At 40.9% G+C, this 19,448-nt stretch carries 13 protein-coding genes; 6 read left to right on the forward strand and 7 right to left on the reverse strand.

The features are described from left to right. Positions 1 to 7: 7 nt before the first annotated feature. The 3 genes from F0226_RS06030 to F0226_RS06040 all read right to left on the reverse strand — a co-directional run bounded on the left by F0226_RS06030 (position 8) and on the right by F0226_RS06040 (position 3,066). Complete coding sequence (locus F0226_RS06030) at positions 8 to 1,705, reverse strand: 4Fe-4S binding protein (protein WP_171734799.1); 1,698 nt, start codon at positions 1,703 to 1,705, stop codon at positions 8 to 10. A 265-nt stretch (positions 1,706 to 1,970) separates the two neighbouring features. Next, complete coding sequence (locus F0226_RS06035; RefSeq protein ID WP_171734800.1) at positions 1,971 to 2,603, reverse strand: DUF3306 domain-containing protein; 633 nt, start codon at positions 2,601 to 2,603, stop codon at positions 1,971 to 1,973. Then, positions 2,593 to 3,066 carry a DUF3305 domain-containing protein gene (locus F0226_RS06040; RefSeq protein ID WP_171734801.1) on the reverse strand — a complete coding sequence of 158 codons (474 nt, stop codon included), beginning with the start codon at positions 3,064 to 3,066 and terminating at the stop codon, positions 2,593 to 2,595. The genes F0226_RS06035 and F0226_RS06040 overlap by 11 nt, the downstream gene beginning before the upstream one ends. A gap of 360 nt (positions 3,067 to 3,426) precedes the next feature. On the opposite strand from F0226_RS06040, the gene fdhD reads away from it, so the two are divergent. Together fdhD and F0226_RS06050 are read left to right on the forward strand one after the other, a co-directional pair. Continuing rightward, complete coding sequence (gene fdhD / locus F0226_RS06045; RefSeq protein WP_171734802.1) at positions 3,427 to 4,257, forward strand: formate dehydrogenase accessory sulfurtransferase FdhD; 831 nt, start codon at positions 3,427 to 3,429, stop codon at positions 4,255 to 4,257. A 243-nt stretch (positions 4,258 to 4,500) separates the two neighbouring features. Further along, the gene (locus F0226_RS06050; RefSeq protein ID WP_171734803.1) at positions 4,501 to 6,405 is read left to right on the forward strand and encodes a methyl-accepting chemotaxis protein; all 1,905 of its coding nucleotides are present in this window, start codon (positions 4,501 to 4,503) and stop codon (positions 6,403 to 6,405) included. Positions 6,406 to 6,590: 185 nt separating this feature from the next. Here the strand turns inward: F0226_RS06050 and F0226_RS06055 are convergent, their stop codons facing one another. Next, a complete protein-coding gene (locus tag F0226_RS06055) occupies positions 6,591 to 8,174 on the reverse strand; it encodes an ABC-F family ATPase (RefSeq protein WP_171734804.1) in 1,584 nt (527 codons plus the stop codon). Between the two features lie 301 nt (positions 8,175 to 8,475). On the opposite strand from F0226_RS06055, the gene F0226_RS06060 reads away from it, so the two are divergent. The 3 genes from F0226_RS06060 to F0226_RS06070 all read left to right on the forward strand — a co-directional run bounded on the left by F0226_RS06060 (position 8,476) and on the right by F0226_RS06070 (position 12,793). Then, positions 8,476 to 10,869: an ATP-binding protein gene (locus tag F0226_RS06060; RefSeq protein WP_171734805.1), complete on the forward strand. Its 2,394-nt coding sequence runs from the start codon at positions 8,476 to 8,478 to the stop codon at positions 10,867 to 10,869. Position 10,870: 1 nt separating this feature from the next. After that, positions 10,871 to 11,764 (forward strand): mechanosensitive ion channel domain-containing protein, encoded by an 894-nt coding sequence (locus F0226_RS06065; RefSeq protein WP_171734806.1) that lies wholly within the window; start codon positions 10,871 to 10,873, stop codon positions 11,762 to 11,764. A gap of 105 nt (positions 11,765 to 11,869) precedes the next feature. Continuing rightward, a complete protein-coding gene (locus F0226_RS06070) occupies positions 11,870 to 12,793 on the forward strand; it encodes a LysR family transcriptional regulator (protein WP_171734807.1) in 924 nt (307 codons plus the stop codon). Positions 12,794 to 12,915: 122 nt separating this feature from the next. Here the strand turns inward: F0226_RS06070 and F0226_RS06075 are convergent, their stop codons facing one another. The 3 genes from F0226_RS06075 to F0226_RS06085 form a co-directional block, all read right to left on the reverse strand. Further along, positions 12,916 to 14,535, reverse strand: coding sequence for a methyl-accepting chemotaxis protein (locus tag F0226_RS06075; protein ID WP_171734808.1), 1,620 nt, complete (start codon positions 14,533 to 14,535; stop codon positions 12,916 to 12,918). A 199-nt stretch (positions 14,536 to 14,734) separates the two neighbouring features. Next, on the reverse strand, positions 14,735 to 16,867 hold the full coding sequence (locus tag F0226_RS06080) for a HAMP domain-containing sensor histidine kinase (RefSeq protein ID WP_171734809.1): 2,133 nt from the start codon (positions 16,865 to 16,867) through the stop codon (positions 14,735 to 14,737). Then, positions 16,857 to 18,326 (reverse strand): sigma-54 dependent transcriptional regulator, encoded by a 1,470-nt coding sequence (locus tag F0226_RS06085; protein WP_171734810.1) that lies wholly within the window; start codon positions 18,324 to 18,326, stop codon positions 16,857 to 16,859. Before F0226_RS06085 ends, F0226_RS06080 begins: the two co-directional genes overlap by 11 nt. 313 nt (positions 18,327 to 18,639) lie before the next feature. Between F0226_RS06085 and F0226_RS06090 the strand changes: the two genes are divergently transcribed. Beyond that, positions 18,640 to 19,446 carry a substrate-binding domain-containing protein gene (locus F0226_RS06090; protein ID WP_171734811.1) on the forward strand — a complete coding sequence of 269 codons (807 nt, stop codon included), beginning with the start codon at positions 18,640 to 18,642 and terminating at the stop codon, positions 19,444 to 19,446. Positions 19,447 to 19,448: the final 2 nt, after the last annotated feature.

Below are 19,448 nucleotides of genomic sequence, written 5' to 3' on the forward strand. Positions count from 1 at the left end.
TACCTACTTAGAATTTCAATTGTTGTTCAGGCTTCTCTGCCATCGATTCAAAAATATCGACCACACGGCAGTCTTCACACATAGCAATACGACTAATTGATAGCTCATCTGAAAATTGAGAATGACCGCGTAACTTATCTTGAAGCATGGTGATCATTGACTGAGGAGCGAAAGGCTTTTTACAACGTAGGCATTCCGCTGCTTTTTCTTCATGAAGGGTAATGGCTTGAGTTCGGCTTGCTTTGTCCCAATTCATTCTTGGAGTAAGAGACAGTGCATTCTCAGGGCAAGCTTTTTCACACATGCCACATTGAACACAATCTTGTTCTACAAATTGAAGATGAGGAGATTGACCATCATTATGAAGGGCTCGAGTTGGACAAACAGACACGCAAGCCATGCACAAAGTACAATCTTTTGATTCGCAATCGACAGTGCCATAAGGAGCAGAAGACGACAAAGATTGAAGGGTTTCAACAGGAATTCGATTACTCACTAACGCATCTAAAGCCGTAAATAGTCTTTCTCGCTTTGTTCCCTCTAGGTCGCCCAACCAAAGTTCAAAAGGAAGCGTTTGTAATTCTAGTGCTTGACCGTTTTGAGCCAGTTCTCTTAACGTCTCTAAATAAAGAATATCAATGCACTCTTTGTTTAGACCTAATTGATCCAATAGATCTTGAGCAATACCGACTTCGTTATTAAGCACCCTTAGAATTGTTGCTGGCATATGCTTACTTGCTGCAAATAAAACTTGAGTCGCGCCATTAGTAAGAGCGGCAAACCAAGTGTCTATTCCTACAGATGGAAGTTCTTCTACAACAATTGGAATCACGTTATCAGGTAGTGCTTGAAGCGCCATCAAGTTATAGGTTTCATGACGAGAACTACAAATAAGAACGATTGGGTCTATTCCACCCGCTTGCTCGTAATTTGTTAAAGTACGCTCGATGAATTTTTGAGTATCTTGAGGCTTAGGAAGCGCATAGTGGATTGCCTCTGTTGGACATGCCGTCGCACATGTTCCCACACCTTGGCAAAGGTAAGGGTTAATCTCAATCTTATGACCGATTTGATCATTCCCTTCACTGGATAATGCTCCAGCTGGGCAGGCATCAACACAACGTTCACACCCTTTAATACCGCGAGAGCTATGTGCGCACAAATCGGTATCAAGCCTAAAGTATTTCGGCTTATCAAAAGTACCCATTAATGTTGGGATCTCTTCCAATGCATCAGCCAGTTTTGGATAACCTCGCCCTACAGGATAATAACCAGGAACAGGGACTTCTTCCGTCATGCACCCTGTTAGAGATAAATCGAGTACGACATCAAAGCAATCACTATTAATAGCGACTTTTGCTAGGTTGGTCGTCAAACCATTATTTTCAATTAATGCTGTAAAAGTGCCAAGAAAGCCATCCAGCTGAATCGAACTCGTGAAATATAGATTAGGTAGTGAATCAGAACCATTTGCTGAATCTGCTGATATTCCATCAGTCGATAGCAAAGTAAGAGAATGCATCTCTTTAAGTTGTTCCGCTGCGCTTAGAATTATTGCGGTAGGTCCAATAATTAGCGTATTACCGCCACTTTCGTAACTAACCGTTGGTGGGATAAGGTTTGCAAGCTCTACTGTATTATCAATAGCATAAGCACGAGCCTTGCCATTGGTAGAGTCATATTGTTTTAAGAATTGTTTTAACATTGCTCAGTTCCATCGTAGAACGAATTCACATGAATTAAGTTGAACATAGCAATTAGTGTTCCAACTTGATTTTGTGCTTTAAAACAATGCTTTATGAAGTTATTCGATATTTTTAAAGTTAGCCAATTCGATTGTATAGACCGGAGGTTACAAGGTGAGACTATTTGTCCCACCCCTTCCATTGACGGTTAAGTCAAAATGTACCTATTTTTTGTGTGGTATATTTTGTCCCACTATTCTTTCATGTCTCTGAATCACTTAGTGCTTACTTTTCAGTGAAAGTTTTCTTTTGATTTCTTTGTAGGTTCGTTAGCTCATCACTTTCAGAAGATATGGTTTCTTGAGTATTTTCTTTTTGCTCTTCACCATCAGAATTGTTCACTTCAGAGCTAGAAGCACAGCTTTCATTCGAATCAGCTTCTACTATTTCTTCTTCTGCTTCATCTTCTTCCAGTTTTTCATTCACCCAGTTACGAAGCTTGCTTGCGGCTTCAGTCGATAAGCTTTTTACTGACGAATAATCGTGGTCGTAATCATTCAACCTATCGACTTCACTGAATTCGCCACTGAGAAATAATTTACGCATAGCAGCCTTTTTAGCCCCTGCTTCAGCACCGGAAACAAGTAATTGTGCTAGTGACGTTTCTTGTGCCACTTCTTCTAAAGGCGCGTCATTCAAGAGTTCCGTTTCTGATAAGCTCTCATCAGACGTTGTCGTTTCTACGCTTTCTATATCTAATTTATCTGTACCAACACCATCGGCAGCTAGATTTTCAGACTCAGCATTAACCTTAGAAGATTCACCTTGAAAGTTAGATGTATCTTGGCTTACCGCTGAATCTGGGTTATCACCGTCTAGCTTACGTTGAGACCAACGCGAAAAGAAATTATTGACCACTTGAACGCCCCGCACCTTTACGCTTCTTACGTCTTACTTCTAACAGTTCACCATGCCTACCAATATAAGCTTCCATCCACGCTTGAATCGGTAATGGCATTTCGGCAGACAATACTAGGTAGTCTCCATCCATATACTGCCCTGCAACGCTCTGTGAAGCCGTGATGGTGACTAAGTTAAGGTCAATGTCATCATCCAAGCTATCAATCACTAAAAACAGCTTAGGATTTTGAGAGCTAAGGTTAAATCGATAATCTGTTCGCTCGTCTCGATGAAGATCTAGAATCATCTGATTTGGAGATTCGGCATTAGGCGTTAAATTGAAACCATCCAACTTCAATTGAGTCGTTGCCCAAACACCCGTTTTTACTTCATGCTCTGTTAGTTCACAGGCTAAAGGCCAGCTTGATTCATTCTTTTCTAAATGCTGTTCTGTGATCAATTCTGTTTCCGCACCATTCATCTGCTTTCCTTTCCAGTCCGTAAAGCTAATCTAGTTCATAAAGCTAATGTTCATTCAAACTGAGTTGGTTAAAACAAAGTTGATTTGAGCGATATTCATAGAGGCTATAAAATCTATAATTAATGCTATAAAGCAATTTCTGAGCCATTAGTTCTTAAGGCTCAACTTGTAGACCTATTCACATGTTTATCTATTAACGCTTATACGTATGAAGGATTCAATCAAGGTGTAAGCACCTCTACCGATATCGCTAGCTAATAAGTGGAATAAGTTTTGCTTTAGTTTGATTCAAAATGATGAATACCTTAATGGGAACTGATACTTTCATTCAGTTGGCGTGAAATACAAGGAACACTCGACGTGTCAAAACCTAATATAATAAAAACCAGTGAAAACCCTTTTCAAACAATCGAAGTGGAAGTGTTTGATGAGTACGGTGAAAGGCTAACAAAACAAATTGCTTGTGAGAGACCCCTCACTGTAATGCTGAACTGGAAAGAAATTGTGACTTTAATGACATTAGGCTCTCGCCCTGAAGCTCTTGTTCTTGGTTACCTGAAAAATCAAAGCTTCTTATCTGACCCAGAAGCTGTGGAATCCATCATCATAGATTGGGAAACCAACTCTGCAGCAGTGATAACCAAGGAAGACACAAGCCAATTAGAGAAAGCACTCAAGAAGAAAACCGTTACCTCTGGTTGTGGGCAAGGCACCATGTATGGCAACGTGATGCAACAATTAGACAATTACCAAGTACCACAATCTCCGATTAAACAATCTGAGATCTATACTGCCCTTGAAGCTCTCACTCACTACAACGATACCTATAAAAAAGCTGGCGCGGTACATGGCTGTGCAGTGTGTAAAGGTGACCAAGTTCTATCATTTGTGGAAGATGTAGGCCGCCACAATGCCGTTGATACTTTAGCGGGAGAAATGTGGCTTAATGGAGAAACTGGTGCAGATAAAATATTTTATACAACGGGTCGCTTAACCTCTGAGATGGTGATTAAAGTCGCTCAGATGGGGATCCCGGTTTTACTGTCTCGATCAGGTGTAACGCAAATGGGATTAGACTTAGCTCAAAAGTTTGGTATTACTACGATAGCTCGAGCTAAAGGTCTACGTTTTCAAGTCTTTACCGGTGCTGACAAAATGACATTTGATGTTAAAGGCTCTGAAAATAATTAATAAGTTCCTATCAATAGAGAACTCTGACAATCAATAAAACACATAATTATCGAGGTTAAGCATACGCCACGCCTATAGGTTTGACCCAGGTATGACTGTCAGTTATCACCTCTAAATGCTCTCTACCCTAACTTGAATTGCGGATATTAAGTGCTATTAGTTTAATATCCGCTGTCATAATTCTGAAACAAAAACATAATAATTCAGCGGTAAACCAACGTCACGTTTACCATGGAGGTGCCTATGGATAGGTCACCAGGCTTTATTAGTTTCTTACATACTCTTTCTATCCGAATGCAGTTAACACTGATTACTGCGTTTCTTCTTTTAGGAATTATTAGCTACGCCACCTTTGAGCACTATAGTTTTTTACAGCTAGACCGCTTACAGCAAGCTGAACATCAAAACCTAAGCAGTGAAATTGATTTATTGACGTTAAGACGCCATGAGAAAGATTTCCTAGCCCGTAAAGATCTCAAATATGTTCAAAGATTTGATGATACATATTTAAGTTTAAAGCAGCGTATCCACACTCTTGGCACTCTCGTGACAGACGACAGCAACCAGATCAAACCTCAGTTAGATCTGGTGCTTGAAAAATTGAGCAAGTACCAAGATCAATTTCATGCTCTTTCCCAACATGTCATCCAACTAGGTGATCCTTTAAACCAAGGTATTAAGCAGAAAGTCACCCAAAGGCGTACTGCCTTCCAGAATAGAATTGATGAACTTAATAATTTGCCTCTTTCCATTGCATCTTCGCAACTAGCTGACACCGTGTATTCTTTTACTCAAACGCCAAATGAGTTAACCAATACTCAATTAATCAGCAAAATATCGGCAATGGATAACCTGACTCGTAATAGCTCTACTCTTCGAAATAATTCAGCCTTTCAAGGAGAGTTTGAAGCATACAAAAGGTCTCTTAATGATTTAATCCAGTCTTATTCAGTGTATGGCTTTAATCCAGATAAAGGTTTACAGGGTGATCTACGTAATACTGTGCATAAAATGGAAGATTCAATTCACGACCTTCAGAAATACATTCACAACGTATATATAGAAGCCAGCAACAAAGTGACACTGCAACTTCAACTATTTGGTTTTGTTATCGCTGCCATCGTTTCAGGGATGTTATTAATCATTGGGAAAAGTATCACGCGTCGTATAAGCCAAATTACGGATTTGATGAAGGATATCTCTGAAGGTAATGGTGACTTGACCGTTCGAATGAATGCAAAAGGCAGCGATGAACTGGCTCAACTAGCTAACTCTTTCGACTTATTCATTAGTAAGCTTCATCAAAATATTACTGAAGTCGCAGAGGTAATGACAACACTTTCCACTTGTGCAAATACCGCTGAGCAAGCCGTTAATAAAAGTATAAAGAACTCAGAACAACAAAAAATAGAGTCCGAGTCTGTAGCAACCGCAGTAAATGAACTGGTCATGACCAGTAATGAAATCACCGCTAATATTGAAAGTGCAGCGGACACTGCATTACGCGTTAAACAAGAAGCCGAAAAAAGTATGCTCATCACCAATGAAGCCAGTACTAGCATTCACTCCTTAACCGACAATATTTCCGAATCACGACACTTGGTTAATGAGCTTGCAACGCATAGCCAAGAGATTCGCACAGTGATGTCGACCATTACCGGTATTGCAGAGCAAACTAACCTACTCGCCTTAAACGCAGCCATTGAAGCTGCAAGAGCAGGAGAAAACGGTCGCGGGTTTGCAGTGGTGGCAGATGAAGTAAGACAGCTATCGCAAAAAACCAATCAATCCACCCATCAAATCGAAGACACAATTAATGGGCTTGCTAACGGTGTAGAAAAAACCGTAATAACAATGCAGAACAGCTTGGATCAAGTGAATACGACAAATCAGAAAACGGAACTGGCGGTTCATTCCATTCAACAAATTGTCGACCAAATTTCTGAAGTGTTCGATATGAATGCACAAATTGCGACGGCATCAGAAGAGCAATCCATGGTGTCTGCAGATATTGACCGTAATATCACCCAAATAGCTGATTTAGCCGGTAACACCGCAGATACTGTTCAACTAGCTGGGAATAGTAGCCGTGAAATACTGAATGTGAGCAGCAAACTAGAAAAAGTCGTCGCCCAGTTCAAGTACTGATTCAGAGCAAATCACTTTCGAGTAAGTACTAGTTCAGTTCAAGTACAGCTTCTGTTCATTCCTGGTATCTAGAAATAAGAGATAAGAAAATACAGGACAAAAAACAAAAAAGGCTCCATTAGGAGCCTTTCATTTATTCGTAACTTACATTCATGCCGAAAGTAAAAGACTACGACTAACTACAGTTAAGCGCGAGTTTTAAGAAGCTCTGCGTATGTACCACGGAAATCGTTGATCTTGCCATCTTTGATTTCAAGAATACGAGTTGCTAGTGAGTCTACGAATACACGGTCGTGAGATACAAAGAACAATGTGCCTTTGTAGTTCTCAAGAGCCAAGTTAAGCGCTTCGATAGATTCCATATCCATGTGGTTTGTTGGCTCATCCATAAGAAGGATGTTTGGTTTATGCATCATGATCTTACCAAGAAGCATACGACCTTGCTCACCACCAGAAATAACCTTTACAGATTTCTTAATGTCATCTTGACCAAACAGCATACGACCTAGGAAGCCACGAACCACTTGCTCGTCTTCGCCTTCCTGACGCCATTGGCTCATCCAATCAAACAGGTTTAGATCTTCTTCAAAATCATGCGCGTGATCTTGAGCGTAGTAACCGATGTTTGAGTTTTCAGACCACTTGAACTCACCTTCGCGAGCTTCTAGAGCGCCTGCAAGAGTGTTCAGTAGCGTTGTTTTACCTACGCCGTTTTCGCCGATAATAGCAACACGCTCACCGACTTCGAAAATCGCATCGAACTTGTTGTATAGGTCTTCTTCAAAACCTTGAGCTAGGTTTTCAACCACAAGCGCGTTACGGAATAGTTCTTTAGACTGTTCAAAACGGATGAATGGGTTTTGACGGCTAGACGCTTTAACTTCATCTAGTTGAATCTTGTCGATTTGTTTAGCACGAGACGTCGCTTGTTTCGCTTTAGATGCGTTAGCAGAGAAACGAGACACGAACGTTTGAAGTTCAGCAATTTGTGCTTTCTTCTTAGCGTTATCAGACAGTAGACGTTCACGAGCTTGAGTCGCAGCAGTCATGTACTCATCGTAGTTACCAGGGAATAGACGAAGTTCGCCGTAATCAAGGTCAGCCATGTGTGTACAAACAGAGTTTAGGAAGTGACGGTCATGCGAAATGATGATCATTGTGCAGTTACGTTGGTTTAACGTATCTTCCAACCACTTGATAGTGTCCATGTCCAGGTTGTTCGTTGGTTCGTCAAGAAGCATGATATGCGGGTCTGCAAACAGTACTTGAGACAATAGAACACGAAGTTTCCAACCAGGTGCAACTTCGCTCATCAGACCGAAATGCTGCTCTTCAGGAATACCAACAGCAAGAAGCAGTTCGCCGGCTTTAGCTTCAGCCATGTAACCGTCCATTTCAGCAAACTGAACTTCAAGGTCAGCGACTTTCATGCCATCTTCTTCACTCATTTCAGCTAATGAGTAAATGCGGTCACGCTCTACTTTGATTTCCCAAAGCTCTTTGTGCCCCATGATAACAGTATCAATTACTGTGAATTCTTCATAAGCAAACTGATCTTGGTTTAGTTTTGCTACTCGTTCGTTAGGATCGTAACTTACGTTACCGCCTGTAGGCTCTAACTCACCAGATAGAATTTTCATGAACGTCGATTTACCACAGCCATTCGCGCCGATTAAACCGTAGCGGTTACCTTCACCGAACTTAACTGAAATATTTTCGAAAAGTGGCTTAGCGCCGAATTGTTGAGTGATGTTTGCTGTGGAGATCAATGCCTTTACCTTAATTATGTCAAAAACGTCGCAACGGTACTTGTTCAGAGCCTTAACTTCAAGCATTGATTGCGATAAAAAGCCGATTAGTTTTCAAGATATTCACGCGAGTAACTAACCTACATTAGTTTGAAGCTTGTCACAGTTAACTTTAGATTACATTTATAGAAACACCACTCATATTGATGCATAAAACATCACTTAAACCTGCCTTGTTAATACAATGTACGATTTGTAAGGATTAATGCCAATAAACAAACTACACTAAGTCAATCTAATCAGGATGTTATAAGTGGTGTGTATGTCTTCAATTCTACAATTATGGCTTAGGAAAATGGTATTTCTTGGAGTCATTATTGCTTCATTCAATAGCCACGCCGTAGGTTGGCAATATGAACAAGAAATATCGCCAAACATTAATGAATCTGCCATTAAGATACATAGTGAAGTAAGCACCATTCCTGACCCATTATTCATGTCCCTTAGTGACCAAAGAAAAGTCTCTCAACTTCTTATTGCGGTAGAAAACGAACAGCGTAATCAAATCAATATTTTTGCCGACCACTTATCCACTTTTGTCACCAGTAATACAGAAGATAAGCTACTAAAAGCAGAGCAACGTGAGAAAGCTTGGTTTGATGTGGAATCCAGTTACTTAACACTGAATAGTATTAACAAGAGTAAACAGCGACTTTTAGAGTTAGCTGATAATGCCACCCGAGATAAAACGACAGGGTTTGGTCCATACGGGGTAACGCAATTTAAACAAGAATGGGCATTAACCCAATTAAACACAGAGTACTGGTTATATTTTCAGTTACGCAGTTTTAAGTCTCTCGTCGATGACCTTTTCATATCTCCAATTCCTGTTATTTGGACAGGTACCAAAGTCTTCTTCATTTATCTCGCACTAATGTGGTGGCTCACCAACAGCCAGAAAATTATACAACTCTTCAAAGAAACGGTGTTAGACCCAAACCCGAAACCTTCAATATTCATTAGAGCCATTTGGTATTTAAGCCGTGCCCATAAAGCGCTTGCTTGGTTAATTGCGATCACTTTATCTTTACGGGTCTTATCTGGAATACCAAGTTTACAACACCTTATATTCCTAGAAATATTCACATGGTGGGTGCTAGGTGGTTCCATCGCTATTTCCTTCATCCTTGAATTTGCTTTTCGTAATAGCCGCTCATCAAGTAAAGAGACCATCGCATTACGTCTATCTACTATCAGACGTTACGTTTGGAGCGCTATTATCGCGGGTGTGATTGTACAAATCTCGATACGTACTCTAGGGAAAGGGACGATTTACTATTGGATCTATAGCGCCTTATTCTTTTGGTTTGTACTTGTCACTATTTCAGCCCTTAGGATCTGGCGAAAGAAAGTATTCGAATCCATCATGAATATCCCTGAACGACCTTGGTGGGTTCAGTGGACTATCAGTAAGAAAGATGTGTTTATCCTGAATATCCTTGCAACCGCAATTGGTGCTTGTTGGGTCGTTACTCATATCCTAAAACATCGTATCATTTCTAATCTATCTAACTTCACTTTCTTCAGCCAAGCACTCGCGTACTTATTCAAAATTGAGGTTGCAAAGCAAAAAAGCAATTCTTCTGACAATCATCAATTAGCTCGCGTTAAAGGAGATGCCGCCTTTGATTACGTTCTACCTGGGACTCACGATAGTGAATTGATTAACTATGCCGAAGCGGAACTCAAACAGCTTTCCAAATATCTGTTAACAGACTCACCCGCGCTGTGCGTTTTATCCGGAGAACGAGGCGTTGGAACAACGACATTCTTAAAGCAAATGCTGTTTAAAGTGAAAAATGCAGAGCCTGTTTATTTGAATTGCCCTCACTCTGGTTACAACGAATTACTGGCTCATTTCGCAGTGAGTATTGGACTAGAAGAAGACGCCACTGAGATACAAGTGCTAGCACATTTGAGAAGCAGTCAAACCACCTACCTTATTGCCGTTGATAATGGTCAAAGGCTTGTAAAACCAATGGTTGGAGGATTAGCCGCACTTATTCGTTTAACCAACCTAATCCGACGTTCAAGAAAAAACCACCGTGCTGTGATAGCCATTGAAAAATCCAGTTGGCGATTTGTCGATCGGGCAAGAGGCGAAAGACTGCTGTTTGACTGGGTATCATTTCTTCCTAAATGGAGTGAAGCCCAAGTACAAGACCTGCTGAATAGCCGAATCAACCAAAATGAAGCGCACACGATCAGCTTTGATGGTTTAGTCGTCCCGAAACAATGGGACCAAGAAGACATAACAGAAGAAGAGAGAGCCAAACAAGGCTTTTATCGTATTCTTTGGCACTACTCGGATGGAAATCCAACCGTTGCCCTTAGGTTTTTTCGCTTTTCCCTAAATCGAAATAAAGAAACTAACCAAGTGCTCGTTCGTTTATTCCACGCTCCTGAATCAGAGGAGCTTGAAAAAATGCCAAAGCCTATGTTGGCTGTTTTACGTTCCATCGTTCAATTAGAAATTGCTTCCCCTGATGAGCTATCAGAATGCACCCAGTTAACCATTTCTGAAGTGACGGGGACTTTGCGTTATTTCCAAAGCCGCGGGTACATTGAATGGACAGAAGACAGAGCAAAAGTATCCGACCATTGGTTCCGACACATCACGAATGTGTTAGATCGCCAGCATTTATTGGTGAAGTAAAATGAAAAATCTAGTTAGCGTAATCTCACTTTTCTTACTGACGAATCTACTGTTGATAGCCAATGCATCTGCAACAGAAGAAGTAGCCAATGTAGATAACATTCAACAATTTGCGAGTCTAATTCGTTGGAGCGGCGTATTACTTTCGGTGCTCGTGATTGGCGCCACATGGATCCTAATTAAATTTATGGATTCAATGGTGAAAAGCATTGGCAGTCAATTCGCTCAGTACAGAATGATGCTACAGAAGATTCAATCATTCCTACAATTCTTCATCTATATGACGGCTGGGCTTGTGGTCTTTATGATGAGCTTTCGGATTAATGATCAAATCCTCGCGCTTATAGGCGGTACTTTAGCGGTTTCGGTCGGCTTTGCATTAAAAGATCTCGCTGCTTCATTCATTGCTGGTTTAACCGTAATGATTGATAGACCTTTCCAAGTTGGTGATCGAGTGACGTTTGAAGGCAACTATGGTGACATCATCACGATTGGTTTGCGATCAGTGAGAATGCGTACACTAAATGATGACATCATTACCATTCCAAACAATAAATTCTTAAATGAGGTGACCACCAGCGGTAACTATGGCGCCTTAGATATGCAGGTGGTCATTCCATTTTATGTCGGAATGAATGAAGACATCACCCTAGCTCGGGACTTGATTCAAGAAGCCGCTTCTTCTAGCCGCTACATACACTTACCCAAACCTGTGACAGTATTAGTTAAGCAGACCATTACCGATAATTACTTAGCGATTCAGCTAACATGTAAAGCTTATGTAGTAGATACCGCTTACGAGAAGCTATTCGAAACTGACATCACTTTACGAGTGATGAAAGAGTTCAAAAAGCACAATATCATTCCACCGAAAATAGCCGTGAGTACAAGTTAATGAAGGCAAGTAAACGATCAGTCAGTGGACTATCTGCCAGTAAGCTATCACCAGGTGAACTATCAAGACATGTAGCGATGAAGGTTGTAGCTATAAAGGTTTTTCATGAAGAATTTTGATGCCAATTTATTGCGCGTAATGGCCGTTTTACTTGAAGAGCAAAGCGTAACTGCTGCGGCAGAACGTTTGTATAAAAGCCCTTCAGCTGTGAGCAAGCAACTGGCTAAGTTAAGAGAGACATTTGATGACCCACTCTTTGAAAGACAAGCGACTCATTTAAACCCGACACCTAAAGCGTTATCACTTGCCCCAAAAGTCTTTGAAATCCTGAAACAATTGGACCAATTGTCTATTCCGTTAGACTTCGAGCCTAAACAGAGTAAACGGACTTTCCAGTTTGATTTATGTGAAACCGCCTATTCATCTATCTTTTTAGACTTTATGCCTTCACTCATAGAACAAGCCCCAAGTATTAAGGTGCATAATCAGCTTTGGAGCGACAACAGTATTAATCGATTGTTAAGGCGTGAAGTCGACTTTGGCTTAGGGATTTTCGAGTGGGATAATCGAAGTGAAAAACACTATCTGAATATTCCGAATGAATTGAATTATGTGGAGTTAGTTCAGGACAGTTCTCGGTGTCTGATGAGAAAAGATCACCCCGCGCTAAAAGAAGATTGGAACTTAGACACCTTCTTACGTTATCGGCATATAGAGCTAAAAATTGGAGGGATGGAACGATGGCTACTCAACGAAGTGCTCTCTTTAGATCACAAACAGATTAATACTGCCGTCAATATGTCTGATATAAACAGTGCGATGAAGCTTTGTGCAAAAAGTGATTTGTTTATGTGTTGCCCAGCCTCTTCAGTCAAAGCTTTTTCAAGCAGTGATGAACTGGTTGCAAAGAAACTCCCTCTAGAATTAAAAGATGGTGGCTGCGCATTGCTATGGCATAAACACTTTGACAATGATCCGAGCCATAAGTGGTTGCGTGAGTTGATTATTGAACAAACATCTTCATCCTAGAATCCCATTAAACAAAAAACACTCTGCAAGACAGAGTGTTTTCATTTTAGAATTCCTATTTTAATAGGCGTTTAAATGTTGCTTTACCTTTAAGCTTCCAGCTTACTGTTTAGTTTAGAAGCTTAAACCTTAAAGTATTTAAGTTGATCAGCTAAGTGCTCTGTTGTGTTTGCCATTTGCTGGCTGTCTTCAGCCAAAGATTGAGAAGCCTGTAAAACTTCATTGGCAGCCAGATGAATACCAGTCACGTTCTCATTCATTTCAGTTGCTACCGCACTTTGCTGCTCAGATGCTGCAGCGATTTGTGAAACCATGTCATTGGCGTTATTTAATTCATCAACAATTACATCTAACTGCTGGCGAGTTTTATCAGACACTTCAACACTTTGATCGACTTTTTCATTACTGCTTTGCATCGCGCTGTAAGTACGTTCAGCCTGTTTGGTCAGCTTCTCAATGGTAGTTTGAACTTCACTAGTTGAATTTTGAGTTCGGCTTGCAAGGTTACGAACTTCATCCGCCACTACTGCAAAACCTCGCCCTTGTTCACCAGCTCTCGCCGCTTCAATAGCGGCGTTCAACGCCAGAAGGTTTGTCTGTTCTGATACTTCTCGGATAACACCCACTACTTGGCTTATTTCTGCGACGCCCGATTGCAGGTCTTGTACCAGTTCATTGGCTGTCGAAATGTTTTCAGATACATGAGAAATCGTTTCTGATGTTACGCGCATATTCTGATCATTACGCTGAGCATGTTCCACAACTCGGTTAGTACTTTCAGAGGTGTTCTCTGCATTGTTTGCCACATCAGAGATTGTTGCGCTCATTTCAGTCATTGCCGCTGATAACTGTTCAAGTTGCGCATGTTGGGAGTTAACGCTCGTCGCCGCCTCTTCACTCGCTTGTGCGATGTTACTTGCCATAGTGCTAGATTGAACTGCAGATTCATTCGCAGCACGTAACGTCCCTTGAAGTTTATCCAGCATTTTATCAATTTGATTACTCATATCACCGAGTTCATCTTTGCGTGACATATTCATACGGACACGGAGATCGCCATCGGCAATTTTATGGGTATTTTCAATCAGTCGATTTAATGGGGTGAGAATATTATGAGATACGACATAGCCCATCGCCGCTAGCAGTCCAACAAAGAAAGTAGCAACCAAGGCTTCCTTAATGGCTAAGGCATAGAAAGACTCTTGGATATCAGCAACTAAAATGCCTGAGCCAATGATCCAATTCCACTCAGGGAAAAGCTGCACGTAAGATATTTTATCTTTTAGCTCGCCTTTTGGGCTTTTCCATTGATAAGTAAGAAAGCCTTTCTGCTCTGGTGTTTTAGCGATGGTCACCATCTCACGCCAATGAAACTTGCCTGCCCCATCTTTAAAATTATTGGCATTCTTACCGTTTAATTCCGGTTTTAAAGGGTGCATAACGACTTGTAGCTCTTGATTCAAAATCCAAAAGTAGTTTGAACTGTCATAACGAATGGATTTAATGGCTTGTAGAGCTTGCTGTTTGGCTGCATCTTCGCCGATTACATTACGTTGAGAGTAGTAATGTTGAGCCAAGCTAACTGAGGCTTCCACTTGAGCACTCAACTTACTTTCTCGCTCTTCTAGAGAAGAAGCCCGTTGGACAAAAAGGTTATAAGCACAAGCTATAACAAGTAGGATAACAGACAAAAATACAATGGACTGTAGCTTGGATTTAATAGAAAGGTTGCTTAGTTTCATATCTGACGTCGTTCATATTTAGTTATAATTTGGAATCAATCTAACAAAAAATTATAAAACCCAGAGGATATGAATCAATATTTGGAAATATACATAGCGTTACATAAGCAAAAGGATAAGCTCGTCAACCTACGTTCCTGAGAACTTAGATTACAAAGCTTACCCTACAAACTTATCATTATTTAATTTTACTAATTACTCACAAATTAGAGACTAATAGCTGTGGTTCTGCTTTTTTAGGGAGATACACACTGAATCGACTGCCTTTCCCAACTTCAGATTCAACCTTAATCTCGCCACCAGTTTGGCTCAGAATACTTTGAGAAACAGACAAACCAAGGCCAGTACCATCTCGTTTTGTTGTATAAAATGGAGAGAAAATACGTTTAAGTTGTTCTGGTTTAATCCCGCAACCTTGATCTTCTACATGAATAATCGCCCCACATGCGACACCGCCTTCGACCCAATCCTCACTTGAAACAGTCAGTGACCCTTTTCCATCCATTGCGTGAATGGCATTCATTTGTAGATTCACTAAAATTTGCAAAAGTTGGTTGCGGTTAATTTCTACTGATGTTTTCGCTTTTAGATCGGAGACATAAGTTATCCCTTTCTTTTTAGCGCCAGTTTTAACAAGAGTGATGCTCTCATCAACAATAGGGTTTATATGTTGCCATGTGACTTCATCTTGTACCCCTCCATGTCGACTGTATTGCAGTAAACTGCGGGTAATGTTCCTGATTCGATCAATCTGTTCCATTATGGCAGTGATTTCTTCTTCAACTCGATTTGTGTCGCTTCCTAGTTCAAACTTCATTAGTTCTACATTGCCCAAAATAACTGCTGTTGGGTTATTTATCTCATGGGCAATTCCGGCAGTTAACTCACCTAAAGCGGCTAAACGTTCATTCACCACCAGCGTATCTCGAGCTTGATTCAACAACGTAATATGATGCTCTAGCTGTTCTGTTTTTTCTTTTAGGCTGGCAGTTCTTGCGTTGACCTTACATTCCAGCTGGATGGCAGCCTGCTGAATTTCCTGGTTGCGTTGATAGAGTTGATCCAACATTTTGTCGAACTGTTTAGCGAGCTGAGTCAATTCATGTTGATCATCCAGCCCGAGTGCTCCAATTCGTTTTTCTTGCCCCATGTGAACTAACTTCACTACTTTATGAATGCGCTCTATTGGATTAAAGAGATCACGAGCTCCACGATAAACGATCAAACCAGATACGAGCAGCAGCATAACGATCGTAATGCTTATCTCACCTAAGTTGGTTAGGTAAGTTTCGATCAAAGGCCAGATCAAATACCCCGTGTACAACATCCCAATGACATTATTGTATTGATCGTGGATCGGTTGATAAGCCGTGATATACCAAGCATCATAAACATACGCTCTATCAAGCCACTCTTCACCTTGATTCAAAACTTTGTTGTGGACATCGTGAGACACTCTAGTTCCAATCGCCCTACCTGCTTTATCATCACTGCTCAATGGGACATTGGTACTTACTCGTAAATCATCCAGAAAAACAGTCACCGTGCCCGTTCGGCGCATCGAACCTTCACTGACTGGGTAAATTAAGTTGCGTATTTGGTCGACTAAACCAGTACTATTATTGAGTAAGATCCCACCGTCTAGGAATCCTATAATGTCGTCATGCTCATTTCTAATCGTAAGCACAGTACGGCTAACAAGCCCTCTTTTTTCTACGCTATTACCGTTTAATAATGGCACTTCAGCACGCTTGGCTAAATCAACATCTAATCCATCAAGCTCTTCTTCATTAAGTACATCAAAAAATGACTCTTTTCGCGTCAGATCCAGAAATTTCCATTTATCTTCGATGGTTCTAACGCTTCGCCAATCAAGAAAATCCAGTTCATAACGTGATTTATTATAGGATACCCACTGAGCAAACCCCTCAGATTTTGTTATTTCATCGCCTTTGCTATTTTCTCTTGTTCCACTTTGATTGACAGCTTTTGAGCTGACATCACTAGAACTGGTTTCATCTGAACTTAACAGCTCATTCAAGTTTGTTCGAAAGTCATAAGACTCCGCAAATGACTTTACATTGTAGGCTTGCTGCTTTTGTATCAGGTGAATACTGTTATCTGCGACATCAAGGCGTTCAGACACATCAACCAAAGCGCCTTGCCATGTATAATGCACAGACCAATACAAGGTAATAGCAACCAAAGCACATAAAGTTAGGATAATAGGCGCGGATGTCAGAAATAAAAGGCGGTAACGCACCATTGTTTTAAATCGAAACTTCCATTTCCCCAGATTTAATAGGCGGAATATTTTCTGGCTAGTCAGCATATTCAGAACCTTCGAGGTACCATTCTTTGTATTTACGCTCTAATGTTTTGCGTGCAACACCGAGTTCACGTGCTGCTGCTGATTTATTACCATCATGATGGCTGACTAACTGCTCAATATGCGCCTTTTCCACTTCTTTTAGAGTCCAGTTATTTGGGTAACCTTCCGCACAGTCTTGGTTAGTCATGTTAGGTAGTTCAGCACCATGTGACACCGTCACTGAAACATGCGTAGGAGTGGACTCGCCGTTTAACTCTCTCCAATAATGGGCTGGTGGTTTACCTAACAAGATACATCTTTCAATCAAGTTCTTTAGCTCACGAATATTGCCTGGCCAATCGTATTCATTCATGGCTAAAATATCTTCATGCGCCCAGTTGGGTTCCGGCATTGCTAACTCAGCAGCAAGCATGCGAGTAAAGTACGACACAAGCTCAAGCAAATCTGAAGTTCTTTCTTTTAGTGGTGACACATCAATTTTCAGTACATTCAAACGGTAGAAAAGATCACGCCTAAAGTTCCCTTGTGCCACTTCTTCTTGCAGGTTTCGGTTTGTTGCTGCAACGACTCTTACATCGACTGATATTTCCTTCTCACTGCCGACTGGTCGAATCGTTCTTTGCTCCAGCACTCTTAACAAAGCAGCTTGCATTGCTAAAGGCATTTCACCAATCTCATCTAAAAATAAAGTGCCGCCACTTGCGACTCTAAATAGACCTTCTCGATTCTTTTTAGCGCCAGTAAAAGCACCAGATGTATGGCCAAACAACTCACTTTCTAGTAACTCTGGCGCAATTGCCCCACAGTTGATTGGCACAAACGGACCTGAACGTTTACTCACTTCATGTACGCCTCGCGCAACAAGTTCCTTACCCGTGCCTGAATCACCCTCAATCAAAACGGATGCTCTTGAAGGAGCAAATTGAGTAATTAACTGTTTCAACTGTTTAGTTTTGTCAGAGCTACCGATGATCTCGGTAGTAATGTGTCTGCTAACATCTCGTTTTAAAGCATATTGCATTCTTTGTTCTAAGCGTTTATCCATACAACGTAAAACCGCTTGAATCATTTGTTCAAGGTTAAACGGCTTTAAAATGAAGTCTGAGGCACCGAGTTTCAACGCTGAAATCGTCATTTCCAAATCTGCGTATCCTGTCATGAAAATAACATCCGCACGCTTATCCGAGTCATTAAATGCTTCTTCCCATTCAATGCCTGAACGTCCAGGTAGATTGATATCTAACACGATCAAATCGAAATGCTCTTTACATCGTAATTCTTCTGCTTCTTCTACCGAGCCTGCACTTTCCACCCGGCCAAAAAACTTGCCTAGTGCCTTTTTCAAAATGGTTTGCATCCCAACTTCATCATCAACGACCAAAACCGAAAAGGCTTGGTATTGGGCAAAATTTTGAGAATTTGAAATTGAATGAGGTGCTTTCTGATGTTGAAGAGACATGATGAATACGCTGTTAACTTAGAATGGGACAGAGTGTACCAACTAAAAATAAGTACAACAGGTTCAATATGCGACATTTTGTCCTATGTCATAATTTAATCGGCATAATTACCCCAATAGAGGCTAATTTACACAGTTTGGTCAGTCGTTTACTTATGGCATCAAGATTGCTTGTTAGAGATAAACCAGTCATGCAATTGGTTATATTTATAAAAATTACAAAGCACAAGACATCGCACATAACCTTGTAGATCTTATGGTTATAATCATCTTGTTTTATATCGTCAGTTTCTAGCATTAAATGGACAAAATAATGAAAGCACTCCCCCTTACTATTGCCGCGCTATCTATCGTTAGCTATACCGCAACCAGCGCAGAAGACGCCCAGCACATCAAACTTGCTACCACTACCAGTACTTATCACTCTGGTCTTCTTGATTTCTTACTGCCTAAATTTGAAAAAGATTCAGGCATTAAAGTGGATGTCATCGCAGCGGGTACGGGCAAATCGCTACGCATGGGACAAAACGGTGATGTTGATTTAGTTATGACTCACGCTCCTAAAGCTGAAGCCAACTTTGTAGAAAAGGGCTATGGTGTACTCCCTCGTAAGCTCATGTATAACGATTTCGTTATTGTCGGACCTCAAGCGGACCCAGCTAAGATTCACTCACAGCAATCTGTAGCTGAAGTATTCAAATCCATCGCAAATAACAATGCAATGTTCGTTTCACGTGGTGATGATTCGGGCACTCATAAAAAAGAAATGGGGATTTGGGCACAAACGAAAATGGAACCTAACTTCGGTGGTTACCGCTCTGTTGGTCAGGGTATGGGACCGACATTGAATATGGCGTCTGAAATGCAAGGTTACACGATGACAGATCGTGGTACTTGGCTTGCTTACCAAAATAAATTAGAGCTGTCGGTTCTTTTCCAAGGTGATAAAAATCTCTTCAATCCCTATCAAGTCATTCTCGTGAACCCAGAACGATACCCAACCATCAATTACCAATCAGCAAAAGTATTCAGTGACTGGCTAGTTAACCCTAAAGGTCAAAAGTTAATTAATGAATTTAAGCTACATGGTAAGCAGCTGTTTACTGCAAGTGCTGACTAAAT

Source organism: Vibrio sp. 99-70-13A1, assembly GCF_013114625.1.
In the GTDB taxonomy this organism is placed as follows: Bacteria; Pseudomonadota; Gammaproteobacteria; order Enterobacterales; family Vibrionaceae; genus Vibrio.

Excerpts from the sequence above, each read along its gene's own strand:
- F0226_RS06030 (WP_171734799.1), bottom strand. The coding sequence starts at position 1,705 with ATGTTAAAACAATTCTTAAAACAATATGACTCTACCAATGGCAAGGCT.
- F0226_RS06040 (WP_171734801.1), bottom strand. The coding sequence starts at position 3,066 with ATGAATGGTGCGGAAACAGAATTGATCACAGAACAGCATTTAGAAAAG.
- F0226_RS06050 (WP_171734803.1), top strand. The coding sequence starts at position 4,501 with ATGGATAGGTCACCAGGCTTTATTAGTTTCTTACATACTCTTTCTATC.
- F0226_RS06060 (WP_171734805.1), top strand. The coding sequence starts at position 8,476 with ATGTCTTCAATTCTACAATTATGGCTTAGGAAAATGGTATTTCTTGGA.
- F0226_RS06065 (WP_171734806.1), top strand. The coding sequence starts at position 10,871 with ATGAAAAATCTAGTTAGCGTAATCTCACTTTTCTTACTGACGAATCTA.
- F0226_RS06070 (WP_171734807.1), top strand. The coding sequence starts at position 11,870 with ATGAAGAATTTTGATGCCAATTTATTGCGCGTAATGGCCGTTTTACTT.
- F0226_RS06075 (WP_171734808.1), bottom strand. The coding sequence starts at position 14,535 with ATGAAACTAAGCAACCTTTCTATTAAATCCAAGCTACAGTCCATTGTA.
- F0226_RS06080 (WP_171734809.1), bottom strand. The coding sequence starts at position 16,867 with ATGCTGACTAGCCAGAAAATATTCCGCCTATTAAATCTGGGGAAATGG.
- F0226_RS06085 (WP_171734810.1), bottom strand. The coding sequence starts at position 18,326 with ATGTCTCTTCAACATCAGAAAGCACCTCATTCAATTTCAAATTCTCAA.
- F0226_RS06090 (WP_171734811.1), top strand. The coding sequence starts at position 18,640 with ATGAAAGCACTCCCCCTTACTATTGCCGCGCTATCTATCGTTAGCTAT.